The sequence below is a fragment of the Saccharopolyspora indica genome (genome assembly GCF_027853965.1).
In the GTDB taxonomy this organism is placed as follows: Bacteria; Actinomycetota; Actinomycetes; order Mycobacteriales; family Pseudonocardiaceae; genus Saccharopolyspora; species Saccharopolyspora indica.
On record NZ_JAQGLB010000010.1, the window covers coordinates 240,167 to 253,041 of the forward strand.

Annotated in this window: 10 protein-coding genes; 5 read left to right on the forward strand and 5 right to left on the reverse strand. The window is 70.7% G+C overall.

Features of this window, described 5'->3' with window-relative positions:
* Positions 1-3: 3 nt before the first annotated feature.
* Positions 4-486: a VOC family protein gene (locus tag OU416_RS22825; protein ID WP_270929050.1), complete on the forward strand. Its 483-nt coding sequence runs from the start codon at positions 4-6 to the stop codon at positions 484-486.
* A 235-nt stretch (positions 487-721) separates the two neighbouring features.
* Positions 722-1,576, forward strand: coding sequence for a MerR family transcriptional regulator (locus tag OU416_RS22830; protein WP_270929051.1), 855 nt, complete (start codon positions 722-724; stop codon positions 1,574-1,576).
* Positions 1,577-1,607: 31 nt separating this feature from the next.
* On the opposite strand, the gene OU416_RS22835 is transcribed toward OU416_RS22830, so the two are convergent.
* A complete protein-coding gene (locus OU416_RS22835; protein ID WP_270929052.1) occupies positions 1,608-2,996 on the reverse strand; it encodes a lipase maturation factor family protein in 1,389 nt (462 codons plus the stop codon).
* 101 nt (positions 2,997-3,097) lie between these two features.
* Here OU416_RS22835 and OU416_RS22840 point away from each other — a divergent pair, with 101 nt between their 5' ends.
* On the forward strand, positions 3,098-3,922 hold the full coding sequence (locus OU416_RS22840) for a putative RNA methyltransferase (protein ID WP_270929053.1): 825 nt from the start codon (positions 3,098-3,100) through the stop codon (positions 3,920-3,922).
* A gap of 101 nt (positions 3,923-4,023) precedes the next feature.
* Here OU416_RS22840 and OU416_RS22845 read toward each other — a convergent pair whose 3' ends face one another.
* Positions 4,024-4,518, reverse strand: a complete 495-nt coding sequence (locus OU416_RS22845; RefSeq protein ID WP_270929054.1) for a winged helix-turn-helix transcriptional regulator — start codon at positions 4,516-4,518, stop codon at positions 4,024-4,026.
* Between the two features lie 99 nt (positions 4,519-4,617).
* Between OU416_RS22845 and OU416_RS22850 the strand changes: the two genes are divergently transcribed.
* Together OU416_RS22850 and OU416_RS22855 are read left to right on the forward strand one after the other, a co-directional pair.
* Positions 4,618-5,217: a dihydrofolate reductase family protein gene (locus OU416_RS22850; protein ID WP_270929055.1), complete on the forward strand. Its 600-nt coding sequence runs from the start codon at positions 4,618-4,620 to the stop codon at positions 5,215-5,217.
* A gap of 122 nt (positions 5,218-5,339) precedes the next feature.
* Positions 5,340-8,576, forward strand: a complete 3,237-nt coding sequence (locus tag OU416_RS22855; protein WP_270929056.1) for an NACHT domain-containing protein — start codon at positions 5,340-5,342, stop codon at positions 8,574-8,576.
* A gap of 36 nt (positions 8,577-8,612) precedes the next feature.
* On the opposite strand, the gene OU416_RS22860 is transcribed toward OU416_RS22855, so the two are convergent.
* The 3 genes from OU416_RS22860 to OU416_RS22870 form a co-directional block, all read right to left on the reverse strand.
* Entirely contained in the window at positions 8,613-10,058 is a 1,446-nt protein-coding gene (locus tag OU416_RS22860) for an aldehyde dehydrogenase (NADP(+)) (protein ID WP_270929108.1), read from the reverse strand.
* A 151-nt stretch (positions 10,059-10,209) separates the two neighbouring features.
* A complete protein-coding gene (locus OU416_RS22865) occupies positions 10,210-11,274 on the reverse strand; it encodes a cobalamin-independent methionine synthase II family protein (RefSeq protein WP_270929057.1) in 1,065 nt (354 codons plus the stop codon).
* Between the two features lie 161 nt (positions 11,275-11,435).
* On the reverse strand, positions 11,436-12,785 hold the full coding sequence (locus tag OU416_RS22870) for an FAD-dependent oxidoreductase (RefSeq protein ID WP_270929058.1): 1,350 nt from the start codon (positions 12,783-12,785) through the stop codon (positions 11,436-11,438).
* Positions 12,786-12,875 lie beyond the last annotated feature (90 nt).

Consider the following 12,875-nt stretch of genomic DNA (forward strand, 5'->3'; position numbering starts at 1 on the left):
ACGATGGCCCAGATCGAGCAGAAGATCACCACCAACCTGTGGTTCGACACCGAGGCCGAGCAGGCGGCGGAGCACTACACCGGCATCTTCGAGGACTCGCGGATCACGCAGGTGCTGCGCTACGGCGAAGCCGGGCCCGGGACGCCGGGAACGGTGATGACCGTGCAGTTCGAGCTGGCCGGGCAGCAGTTCGTCGGCATCAACGGCGGCCCGGAGTTCACCTTCACCGAAGCGATCTCGCTGGAGGTCCGGTGCGAGTCGCAGGACGAGGTGGACCGGCTCTGGCAGCAGCTCGGCGAGGGCGGCGAGCCGGGCCCTTGCGGCTGGCTCAAGGACAAGTACGGCCTGTCCTGGCAGATCGTCCCGACCCGGCTGTACGAGCTGATCACCGACCCGGACCCGGCGAAGGCCGCCCGGGTCACCAAGGCGATGCTGGCCATGGGCAAGCTCGACATCGCCGCCCTGGAAGCAGCCGCCGCGGGCTGATCCGCCTCGCCGAGTTCTCGGGGCGCTGAGGACTCACGCGGGCGGGGCGTTGCGCCAGCTGGTTCCGCACGTCGCCCGGTCCCGATCGGGGCGATGCTGCCCCAGCAGGATGCGGTCGTTGCGGGGGAAGGGCGCATTGGCGCGGTGCGTACGGGGTTGCACCTTCCGCAGCGGCATGTGGTCCCGTTGACCTACGCCCCTCGAGGAAAGGCCCCTGCTCGTGCACTCGTCTTTCATGCCACCCCGCCAGGTCAAGATCGGTGACGCCGCGGCCTTCGCCGGCATCACGCCGAGGGCGATCCGCCACTACCACGAGATCGGCCTGCTCCCCGAGCCCGAGCGGGGCGGCGACGACCGCCGTCGCTACGGGTACGAGGACATGATCCGCTTGCTGTGGATCCGCAAGATGGCCGATGCCGGGATCGCCCTGGACGACATCCGTGACGCCTTCACCACCGGCACGGCTTCCGCCGGTGCGGACAGCGGAGAAGCTGTCGCGGGCATCCTGGACCGGTTGGTGGAAACCCTCGCCGAGCGAGAGGCGGAAGTGCGGCGGCAACGGGCCGCCGTGCAGCGGATGCGCACCGAGGGCAGCCGGATGGGCCTGCTCTCCGACTTCGTCACCGAACGCCTCAAGGGCCTGCCCGAGGGCTCCCTGCGCCAGGCGGACCTGGACGGTCTGCTGGTCACCGAGCGGATCTTCGGCCCGCTCGGCGCGGCCGTCCAGGCCACCCGCTTCGTCGCCCTCGCCACGCATCCCGCGCTGCGGGAGGAATCCGACCGCATCGATGCCGCCGAGGAAGCTCTCGACGACAGCGTCGCCGTCGATGATCCACGGGTGGCTCGAGTGGCCGCCGAGCGGCACGCCTTCGAAAGCGCCTTGCACGCCGTCATCGAGGAATCCGGCCTGGACGAGGACGACGATGCCCTCTTCGACGCCTGGGACGCTTTGCACCCCGCTGCCGCCGATGACGACTCCATGAGCGCGTTCGAAGCCATCGGCAAGATGCCCTACGACTTCTCCCCAGCCCGCCTGCGCTGCGTGGAACTGGTCGAAGAACTGTCCGCCCAGGACTCGCCCGCCATCTGAAACCCTGATGACCGCACCCGACGGCCGCAGGTCACGTCAGGTCGGCGAGCGTCAGCGGCGGGACGAAGTCGCCGACCCGGGTGCGGATCCAGAAGGCGCCCGTCTCGCGGCGCTCGGCGCGCGTGGTGAAGCGGTAGCGGTACAGATCCGCGCGGATCTGCAGCGGCGGCCGGTCCGGGAACGGGTTGTGGCGCAGCAGGCGCAGGACCTGCTCGTCGTTGCGCAGGAGCGCTTCTACCAGGCCGGGCAGCCAGGTGCGGCCGTAGCTGGGGGAGAGCGCGAGGAACCACATCAGCCAGTCCAGCCGGAGGTGGTAGGGCGCGACCTGCGGCGGGCGGCGGTGCGGGTCGCCGGGCTTGCCCTTGAACCCGTACTCCCGCCACTCGCCGTCGACGTCGGCGGCGCCCTCCACGACGACCTCGTAGCGGGTGCGGGTGATGCTGCCGAACGCGCCGTAGGTGTTGCCCAGGTGCAGCCTGTTGAAGCTGCGGTTCATCACCTGGCGCTTGCCGAGCATGTTGCGCACCGGCCAGTAGCTCAGCACCGCGAACACCACCGTCAACGCCAGCACCAGCGCGGCGAACCACGGTGGCAGCCCGGCCGTCGGCGGCGCGGGTGCGCTCATCGCCGAGAACGCCAGCGCGATGGTCAGCAGGTTCAGCCAGGCGAAGTTCCCGCTGAGCATCAGCCAGCCCTGCGTCACCACCACGACCAGCCCGGCCGCTGTGGCGACCGGCTGCGGTGCGAACAGCAGGAACGGCACGACGAGCTGGGTGAAGTGGTTGGCCAGCACCTCCATCTGGTGCACCGCGCGCGGCAGCCGGTGGAACCAGCGGCTCAGCGGGCCGGGCATCGGCTGGGTCTCGTGGTGGTAGTACAGCGCGGTGCGGTCGCGCCAGCAGACGTCGCCGCGCATCTTGATCAGCCCGGCGCCGAACTCCACCCGGAACAGCAGCCAGGTCAGCAACCACAGCACCAGGGTCGGCGGCGCGATCCCGGCCGGGCCGAGGAAGATCGCCAGGAACCCGGCTTCGAGCAGCAGCGACTCCCAGCCGAACGAGTACCAGACCTGCCCGACGTTGACGATCGACAGGTACAGCAGCCACAGCAGCGTCCACAGCGCGAGCCACGCCCACAGCGGCGCCAGGTCGGCGAACAGCGCCAGCGCGCTGCCTGCGATCCCGGCCCAGCAGACGCCCGCGAAGAACCGGTCGGAGTAGTGCAGGTGGAACAGGCTGGGCGATTCCCGGAACGGCACGTGCGCCAGGAAGCGGGGGATCGGGGTCAGCCCGCGTTCGCCGAGCAACCCCCGGAACTGCCGCAGCGCGCTGACGAATCCGAGCAGGTAGGTGAGGGCGACCAGGTGCGCGACCGCGAACCGCGCGGCCCAGTAGTCGGGAGCTGCTGCCCAATCCCACATCGCACCCACCGTCCCAGCTCGCGCCGAGCGTCGTCCGCGCGGCTCGCTCGCGCCGCCGACTTCTACAATCGCCTGTCGACGATGCGGTGTGGAGGGCTGGATTGCTGGACGACGTGGTGGCGGTGCTGGCCTGCCCGCATTGCGGTGCCGACCTGGACCGGACCGGCAACAGCCTGCGCTGCGCGGCGAACCACGTGTTCGACATCGCCCGCCAGGGCTACGTGAGCCTGCTGCCCGGCGGCACGAAGGTCGCCGGCGACACGGCGGCGATGGTCGCGGCCCGCGCGGACTTCCTCGCCGCCGGCCACTACGCGCCGATCGCCGACGCAGCGGCCGAGGCGCTGTCCGGTGTCGAGGGCTGCGTGGTCGACATCGGGGCCGGGACCGGTTACTACCTCGCACGTGCTCTTGAGGGTTCGGACCGCATCGGGCTCGCGCTGGACGTCTCGAAGTACGCCTCGCGCCGCGCGGCCAAGGCTCACCCGCGCATGGGCGCTGCCGTCGCCGATGCTTGGCAGCGGCTGCCGGTTCGCACAGGTGCGGCTTCGGCGGTGCTGAACGTCTTCGCGCCCCGCAACGCCGCTGAGATGCACCGCGTCCTGCGCCCGGACGGGCGGCTCGTGGTGGTCGTGCCCAACGGCGATCACCTGGCGGATCTGGTGTCGGCACTGGGCCTGCTCAAGGTCGACGAGCGCAAGCAGGAGCGCCTGACCGAGCAGCTGGCCGACCACTTCGACCTGATCGCGCAGCGGACCTGCGAGTTCCGGCTCTCCCTGGCGGAAGCGGAAGCCGAAGCGGTGGTGGCGATGGGCCCCAGCGCCTGGCACGCCGACCCCGAAGCCCTCCGCGCCCAGATCGCGGCGCTGCCCAAGCCCCTCGCGCCAACGGCCTCGGTCACGATCGCCAGCTACCGTCCCCGGCCCTGACACCGAGGCTCCGTCACCCGACGTCGTGTCAATTTCGTGCGAAATTGACGTTCACCCGGGTGACGGTCAATTTCGTGCGAAATTGACACAGCCCCGGGTGATCAGGTGCGGGCGAGTTCGGCTTCGTAGGCGGCGCGCAGGCGGTCGAAGACCGACTCCGCACCTTCCGGGCGCGGGATGCCCAGGTGCTGCTCGCGCAGCTCGTCCATGAACTCCGCCCACAGCTCCGGGCCGCCGCGTTCGAGCAGTTCGGCGCGGATGGCCAGCTCACGCGTCACCGGCAGGTGGCGGCGGCCCCAGGCGCCGAGCTGAGCCATCACGGGGACGAGCTGGATCGCGGGCTCGGTGAGGCTGTAGATCACCTTCTGCTTGTGGCTGGGATCGGCGGCCTTGGACACCAGCCCGTTCTCGGTGAGGCGTTGCAGCCGGGCGGCGAGGATGTTCGAGGCGATGCCCTCCTCGGAGTTGTTCAGCAGCTCCCGGAAGTGCCTCCGGTTGCCGAACATCAGGTCCCGGATGACGATCAGCGACCACTTGTCGCCGAGCACCTCGACGGAGAGGTTGATCGGACACCCGGAACGGTGCTCGTCCTTCACCGGTTCCTCCCATCTCCAGAAACAACCGCTTGCAATCTGCAGTCGGTCAGTAGTAGGTTATCACCGATTGCAAGGCGCAACCAGATCGCAGGAGGAGTCATGAGCACCAAGGTCGTGTGCGACCTCGCCGTCTCGGCCGACGGGTACACCGCAGGTCCCGGTCAGACCGCCGACAAGCCGTTCGGCGACGGTCCGGTCGACCGGCTGACCTCCTGGATGTTCCAGACCCCGGAGGAGAACGAGGCGGAGTTGGCGGCGGTCACCGCGGCCGGGGCGTACGTGATGGGCCGCAACATGTTCGGCCCGGGGCGCGGCGAGTGGGACCTGGACTGGAAGGGCTGGTGGGGCGACGAGCCGCCGTACCACGCGCCGGTCTTCGTCCTGACCCACCACCCGCGCGAACCCCTGGTCATGGGCGGTGGCACCACCTTCACCTTCGTCACCGAGGGGATCCACGCGGCGCTGAAGCAGGCGAAGGAAGCGGCGGGGGACCGCGACGTGGCGATCGCCGGTGGCGCGGCCACGGTCAACCAGTACCTGCGCGAGGGCCTGATCGACGAGCTCCGCACCCACGTCGCTCCGGTCGTCCTCGGTGCGGGCGAGCGCCTCTTCGACGGTGTCCCGTCCCAGCACCTGGAGATCGTCTCGGCCCGCCCGGCCTCCCTCGTCACCCACATCACCTACCGGATCAAGGGCTAGCTCCGGTCGGTTCTGGTGCTGATCCTCGGCCGGCGCCGAGTTCGAGCATTCGGCAGCAACGCAGATCTTGATCTCGATATGGTGACGCATCCGTCACGAATGATCACCATCCGAGGATCGAGTTGCCGCCAGAGCCGCACCGCAACGAGCACGCCGGAGCCGTCCGGGGCCCGATGGTCCAGGCCGGAACCATCGTCGGCGACGTCCACTTCCACCGGCGACGACCTCGCCGCGGTTCCCGGTGGCGCGCACCGGCCGCCGTCGGCTCGGTCCTGCTGGCCGGGCTGGCCGGGCTGATCGGCGGCGGCTGGTGGACGGAAGCGGCTCTGCTGCTGGGGGCGGGGAGCCCGCTGGAGTGGTGGCTGATCCGGCGGGCGATCCGGCCGGCGACCGGCGCCGACCCGCTGGACGAGGCGCTTTCCGGGCTGCGGCAGCAGGTTCGCAGGCAGTGGACCGAGGAGCGGGACAACCGGGGCTTGCAAGATCCCCGGCCGCTGCGCCTCCGGTGGCGCCCCACGGAGCGCCCGGTCCAGGTGCGGCTGACCGCGGCTGAAAGAGGTCGGGCCGAACAGCGGCAGGGCGAGCTGTTGCAGGCGGCCGATGAGACCGCGCCCGCTGCGGCGGCATTGCTGACGGCGTTTCAGCAGGACACCCGGCGGCAACTCGTGGTGCTGGGCGAGCGCGGCGCGGGCAAGAGCACTCTGGCGCTGCTGTTCACCCTGGTCGCCCTCGACGACGCAGCACGACCGGTGCCGGTGTTGTTGTCGGTGGCGGGCTGGAATCCGAAGGAGCGCATCGAGGACTGGATCGCCCGCAGGATCAGCGAGGACTACCCCGCGGTGTCGTTGCGCCAGGTCGAGCACCTGCTCGCCGACCGCCGGCTGCTCCCGGTGCTCGACGGGCTGGACGAGGTTCCGCCGCGGTTGCTGGAACGCGCGTTGCACGCGCTCAACCGCGCCGCGGTCCCGGAAATGGTGATCACCTGCCGCAGCGCGGAGTTCGAAGCAGCCGTGTCCCGGGGCGGGGCGCTGGTGCACGCCACGGTGGTCGAGATCGAACCGGTCAAACCCGAGGACGCGCGGGAGTTCTTCGAGCAGCGCGACCTCGAAGGCGCGCAGCGCTGGGACGACGTCGTCGACACCATGGCCGACCGTCCGGACGGACCGCTGGCCCGGCTGCTCTCGACCCCGCTGATGATCATCCTGGCTCGCCGGGCGTACCGCCGTCCCGGGAGCAGGCCGGACGAACTGGCGGAGTTCGGCACGGCCGAAGAAGCGGAAGCCCACCTGCTGTCGGAGTTCCTGCCCGCCGTCTACCCGGACGAGCGCTACCGGGTGAAGGCCCAGCGCTGGCTGGTCTTCCTCGCCCACCACCTCGATCGCCAGGGCAATCCCGACTTCGAGTGGTGGCGCCTCGCCCGCGCGATGCCCCGATGGCTCATCCCGACCGTGGTAGCGGGAGTCCTGACCGGTGTCTTCTTCCTCGCGGTACCGGACGACAACTACCTGTACACGCCGAACCCGGCGGTTGCGCTGCCGCTGGTCGTGATGATCGGGGTGCACGTGGGGCGGGTCTCCCGCCTCCCGGCGGCGCAGGCGCAGCGGAGTCCGGTCCGGGCGCTGGGCGGGAGGATGCTCCGCAACGCCGCGGTGGCCGGGCTCGCCGCGGTGGCGATGGCGCTGCTGTTCATCGCCGCCGTCCACTTCTCCGGTTCGCTCGACGGGAAAGCGGCGATCTACGGCTACCTCAACCGGTTGAGCTTCGAGTCGGCGGCCGTCGACCTCATATTCTCGATATCGATCATCGGCAGCTGCGCCGTGTCGAGCCTGTACCGGGCGGGAATGCCGCAGCGCGTCGTCCCCCGCCTGCGGACGCTGCTGCCGGCTCTCGGTGTCGGCCTGGGCGTCGGGCTGCTCTCCGGGGTGCTGGTGTGGCTGTTCTTCTTCGTGGGAAAGCTGAGATTCCTGACGATCGCGCCCGATTCCGCTGATGTCGTCTCGACCACCGCGTTCTCCAGCACCGCGGTGTCGCTGATCTTCGCGGTGTTCGTGGGGCTGCCGATCGGGGCGGCGCGCTGGCTCGCATCGCCTTCTTCCGTCGAGGTGGGGAACTCGCCGCGCGCCGTGCTTCGCGGTGATCGCGCGGCGATGCTGCTGGCGACCCTGGTGAGCGGTGTTCCACTGCTGGGGCTCGTCTTCGGCGCGTGGTCGGTCGAGGACAACTACCGGGAGTTGTTCACCGCGTGCGGGGTGCTGGTGATGGCGGCCGTGCTGTGCTGCTCGGGCAGCGCCTGGGTCTCCTACACCATCGCCAGGTCGTGGCTGGCGGTGCGCGGGCAGCTCCCGTGGCGGCTCACCGCGTTCCTGCGCAACGCGCACGCGATCGGTGTGCTGCGGCAGGCCGGTTCCGCCTACCAGCTGCGCCACGACGTGCTCCGCGCGCACCTCGCGGTCCAGCACCCGGGGCACCACCGCGAAACGCCTTCGCCGCGCGCGAAATTCGGGTGGACGGGGGTCGGCATCGTCGCTTCGCTCGTCGTGCTCGGCGGCGTGACCGCTGCGTTCCTCCCGGCTGGTGCGCCGCGCGAGTTCGCTGCTCCGGTCAATCCTTACAACGATGCCGGGCTCGACCGGTCCGGCTACCTCATCAACAGCGATGACGGCAAGGGCGCTGAGAGCGTTGTGGACCTGCTGTCGGGCGATTCCTTTCCGCTCCCCGAGGGTGGTTCGGTGCACTCGGCGCAGATCTCCCCGGACGGTTCCAGGATTGCGCTGAGCCTGCGCGTCGGGGGCGACGAATCCCTGCTGGAGGTCCGCGAAGTCGCCGGTGGGCGCGTGGTGCGGTCGGTGCCCGTCCCCTTGTGGGGCATCGTCAAGTACGGTCCCGGTGGGAAGTCCGTCGCGGTCGTCAATCCCTTCCGGCGGAGTGCGATCACCTTCGACGTGGAGAGCGGGAAGTGGGCCGCTGCTGCCACCGCGCCCCTCCCGGGCGGTCCTGTTTCGCCGTACTACTGGCAGTTGGTGGAGTCGTCGGACTTCGAGAGCCTGCTCCTGGTCAACGCGCGGGGCGAGCTGTGGAAGTGGGGCTACCTCAGCGGGATCTCCGAGAAGGTCGCCGACAACGCCTGCGCACCTGCGGGTCCCTGCCGGGTGTCGGTCGCCGACGGCGGGCAGGTCGTGGTGACTTCCCGCAACGAGGGAATCATCAAGAACATCAGCAGCGGCGCCACGCTGCACATCACCGATGTGACCGGACTGGTGCGCGCGCTCGACAGCTGGGAGCTCAGCGCCGATGGCCGCACGCTGTTCACCTACGCCGCCGGTGGCGTCGTCCGGGCGTGGGACGTTCCGGCGTTCTGAGAGGTGCCGGGCTCGGAGACCCGGCACCTCGGGCGATCACCTCGGCTCGTGCCTGGTCTGCGGGATTCCCCAGGGGTTTTCGTCGCGGAGCGCTTCCGGGAGGAGGTTCTGGGGGACGTTCTGGTAGGTGACCGGGCGGAGGAAGCGGTCGATCGCCGTCGTGCCCACCGAGGTGAAGCGGGCGTCCGTCGTCGCCGGGTAGGGGCCTCCGTGGTGCATCGCGGGGGAGACCGCGACGCCGGTCGGCCAGCCGTTGAAGAGGAGCCTGCCCGCCCGGTCGCGCAGGCGGCTCACCAGGGTTGCGGCGAATTCGGCATCCGAATCCTCGGCGTGCAGGGTCGCCGTGAGGTTGCCCTCGAACGCTTCGGCAGCTCGGCGGGCTTCGTCCTCGGAGGCGTAGGTGACCACGATGGACAGCGGGCCGAAGACCTCCTCCAGCAGCGCCTCGCGGTTGGCCAGCAGCGTGGCGACGTCGGTGCTCAGCAGCGTCGGCGCCGCGCCGTCGTCGACGCCGCCCTCCGCCAGCACCCGCACGCCCGGCACCTCGGTCACCGCGGCGCGGCGGTCGCAGTAGCCCTCGTGCAACCGCTCGTTGAGCATCTTGTGCGCTGCCACGGCCTTCGACTCCGCGGCCAGCAGCTCGTCCAGACCGTGGTCGGCGGGCAGGAACAGCAGCCCTGGTTTGGTGCAGAGCTGGCCCGCGTTGCCGGAGTACGACGTCACGTAGCCCTCGGCGATCTCCGGACCGCGCGCGCGAATCGCTCCGGGAGCGGCGAAGACCGGGTTGAGGCTGCCCAGCTCACCGAAGAACGGGATCGGCGCCGGGCGGGAGTTGGCGATGTCGAACAGCGCCCGGCCCGCCGGGACCGAGCCGGTGAACGCCGCCGCCTTGACCCGGGGATCCCGCAGCGCCACCGCACCGGCTTCCAAGCCCAGCACGACGTGGAAAACCCCGTCCGGAGCGCCGGATTCGGCCAGGGCGGCGGTGAGGATCTCGCCGGTGCGCGCGGAAAGCCGCGGGTGCCCCGGGTGCGCCTTGAGCACGACCGGGCAGCCGGCGGCCAGCGCCGAGGCCGTGTCGCCGCCCGCGACGGAGAACGCGAACGGGAAGTTGCTCGCCGCGAACACCAGCACCGGGCCCACCGGCACCAGGACGCGGCGCAGATCGGGCTTGGCGCCCAGCGGGAAGTCCGGGTCCGCGCTGTCCACAGTGGCCTGGAGGTGGCCGCCGTCGTCGAGAACTCCGGCGAACAGCCGCAGCTGGAACGTGGTGCGCTTGAGCTCACCCGTCAGCCGCCCCTCGGACAGGTTGGACTCGGCCATGGCCAGCGGCACGAGCTCGCCCGCGGCGGCGTCGAGCGCGTCGGCGACGGCGCGGATCTGCCTGGCGCGGGTGGCGGGGGACTGCGCGCCGAACGCCTCGGCGGCTTCGGCGGCCCGCTGCAGGGCGGTGTCGAGTTCGGCTGGCGTGGTGTCCGGGATCTCGGTCAACGTGCCCGTCCTTTGCGCGATGCGAGTGGCGACACCGACACCGTAGTACCTCCGGCGGCCGACAGGCCGGACAACGTTCGGCATAACGGCAGAGCCGGACACCTCGCCGAGGTGTCCGGCACGCGGAATTCCCCTGCCGGTGCTACAGGCCGAGGGCCTCAGCGGCCATGGCCGTGCCCCGGACCCGGGCTTCGATCTTGGCGAAGGCCGTGTCGCGGGAGGTGGAGGTGTCGTCGGCGAACGGGGAGAAACCGCAGTCGTCGCAGGTGCCCAGCTGGTCCGCGGGGAGGTGGCGGGCCGCCGCCAGCACCCGGTCGCGCACCTCCTCCGGCGTCTCGACGCGCGGGTCGATCGGGTCGGTCACGCCGACGAACACCCGGATTCCCGGCCGGAGGTGGTCGGCGATGATGCCGAGCACGCGGTCGGGATCGGCTTCGCTGGCCAGCTGGACGTAGAAGTTGCCGACCTGCAGGCCGAACAGCTTCGGCAGCAGGCCCGCGTAGTCCACGTCCGCGCTGTGCGTCGAATCGTGGTCCCCGCCTGGGCACGTGTGCACCCCGATCCGGGCCTGCTCCTCCGGGCCGAACCGGTCGAGCACCGAGTTGTTCAGCGCGATGAAGTCGTCGAGCAGACCACCCGACGGATCCAGCTTGAGCGACAGCCGGGCCTCGGTGAAGTCCAGCTGGACGCGGTGCGCACCGGCTTCCAGGCAGCGGCGGATGTCGGCTTCGGCCTCGTCGGCGAGGTCCTGGAGGAACGCTTCGCGGGAGTAGCCGTCGATGCCCTCCGCCGGGTAGAGCAGGCTCAGCGCGGACGGGGCGATGACCGCCTGCTTGACCGGCAGGTCGGTGTGTTCGCGGGCGCTGCGCAGGTAGCTGTCGGCGTGGGCCTGGTAGCGGAACGGTCCCGCGGTCAGGGCGGGCAGCTGCCTGGTGTGCCCGTCGGCGAACGGGATGACCGCGCCGTCCGGGGACAGGGTGTCGAGACCGGCGATCGGGTAGGTGAGGAAGCTCGGCTTGCGCTGCTCGCCGTCCACCACGACGGGGCACCCCAGCTTCGCCAGCCTGGTCAGGGTGTCGGTGGTCGCCTGGTCCTGGAGCGCGGCGAGAGCCGCGTCGTCGATCTCTCCGCGGGCGTGCGCGGCGAGGCCGTGCTGGAGCTCCTGCGGCCGGGGGATGCTGCCGATGGGCTCGGTGGGGAGTGTCATGGCTCGGACGATAGGGAGGGGCGGCTTCGCGGCCGCGAAGTTTCACCCGGTTGCCAGCGCCGCGTTGCCGGATTTCACCCTGGCAGCAGATCAACTGCGACGGCACCTCCGGCCGGGCGGTCGGAGGTGCCGTCGAAAAGCACTGCGGGAGCGGGAGAAAGTCACTCCGCGCGGGAGATGCGCACCATCTCGTCGCGGGGGACGACCTTGACCCGCTCGCGGCCCTGAGCCTCGCCCAGCGCCTTCTCGTGGGCGTCCAGGCGGCCCCAGCCCTCCCACGTCGTGTACTCCACGCCGCGCTCCTCCAGCAGCCGCAGGATGCTCTCGGCCGAGGGCTCCTCCGCCTGCGGCATCGACTCCAGGTCGGCCAGCAGGTTGTTGATCGTCTCCAGCGCGTCGCCCTTGGTGTGGCCGATCAGGCCCACCGGGCCGCGCTTGATCCAGCCCGTGGTGTAGACGCCGGGCATGTGCTCGCCGTCCAGGTCCAGCACCCGGCCGCCGTCGTTGGGCACGACGCCCGCGGCGTGGTCGAACGGGATGTCGGCCAGCGGCGAGCTCAGGTAGCCCACCGCGCGGTAGACCTGCTGCGCCGGGTACGTCTCGTACTCGCCGGTGCCGCGCACGTTGCCGTCACCGGTGAGCTCCATGACCTCGACCTTGAAGCCCTCGACCCGGTCGGTGCCCTGCACCTCGACCGGCGCGCGCAGGAAGTGCAGGTGCAGCCGCCGCGCGGTGTCGTTCTTCGGGTCGCGCAGCGCCCAGTCCTGCAGCGTCTTGACGATCGTCTTCACCTGGTTGTTGGTGCGGATCGCCTCCTCGCTGGCCTCGTCGAGCTCGAAGCCCTCCGGGTGCACGATGACCTCGACGTCGTCCTGGTGGTCGAGCTCGCGCAGCTCCAGCGGGGTGAACTTGGCCTGCGCCGGACCGCGCCGGGCGAACAGGTGCACGTCGGTGACCCGCGAATCCTTCAGGCCGCGGTGCACGTTCTCCGGGATCTCGGTGCTCAGCAGGTCGTCGGCCTGCTTGGCCAGCACGCGGGCCACGTCCAGCGCCACGTTGCCCGCGCCGATCACCGCGACCTGCTCGCCGTCCAGCGTCCACTCGCGCGGCGCCTCCGGGTAGCCGTCGTACCAGTAGACGAAGTCGGCGGCGCCGAAGCTGTGCGGCAGGTCGATGCCGGGGATGTCCAGCGGGCGGTCCTGGTCCGCGCCGGTGGCGAAGATGACCGCGTCGTAGTGGTGCCGCAAGTCGTCCAGCTTGACGTCCACGCCGTAGTCGACGTGCCCGAGGAAGCGGATCTCCGGCTTCTCCAGCACCCTGTGCAGCGCGCTGACGATGCCCTTGATGCGCGGGTGGTCGGGCGCCACGCCGTAGCGGATCAGACCGTAGGGCGCGGGCATCCGGTCCAGCAGGTCGATCTCGACCGGGGTCTCGGACTTGGTCAGGATGTCGGCCGCGTACACACCGGCCGGTCCGCTGCCGACGATCGCTACCCGCAGAGGGCGAGTCATTCCATCTCCTCCTACCCCGCGCGGTCCTCGGCCGGCCCGGAGTGCTCGCTGACTGGCCCATCACGACTGGGCCTGGTGGCGTCCACCAAG

Bases quoted from the DNA above. Each gene is read 5' to 3' on its own strand.
- OU416_RS22865 (WP_270929057.1), bottom strand. From the start codon at position 11,274: ATGACACTCCCCACCGAGCCCATCGGCAGCATCCCCCGGCCGCAGGAG.
- OU416_RS22830 (WP_270929051.1), top strand. From the start codon at position 722: ATGCCACCCCGCCAGGTCAAGATCGGTGACGCCGCGGCCTTCGCCGGC.
- OU416_RS22835 (WP_270929052.1), bottom strand. From the start codon at position 2,996: ATGTGGGATTGGGCAGCAGCTCCCGACTACTGGGCCGCGCGGTTCGCG.
- OU416_RS22825 (WP_270929050.1), top strand. From the start codon at position 4: ATGGCCCAGATCGAGCAGAAGATCACCACCAACCTGTGGTTCGACACC.
- OU416_RS22870 (WP_270929058.1), bottom strand. From the start codon at position 12,785: ATGACTCGCCCTCTGCGGGTAGCGATCGTCGGCAGCGGACCGGCCGGT.
- OU416_RS22850 (WP_270929055.1), top strand. From the start codon at position 4,618: ATGAGCACCAAGGTCGTGTGCGACCTCGCCGTCTCGGCCGACGGGTAC.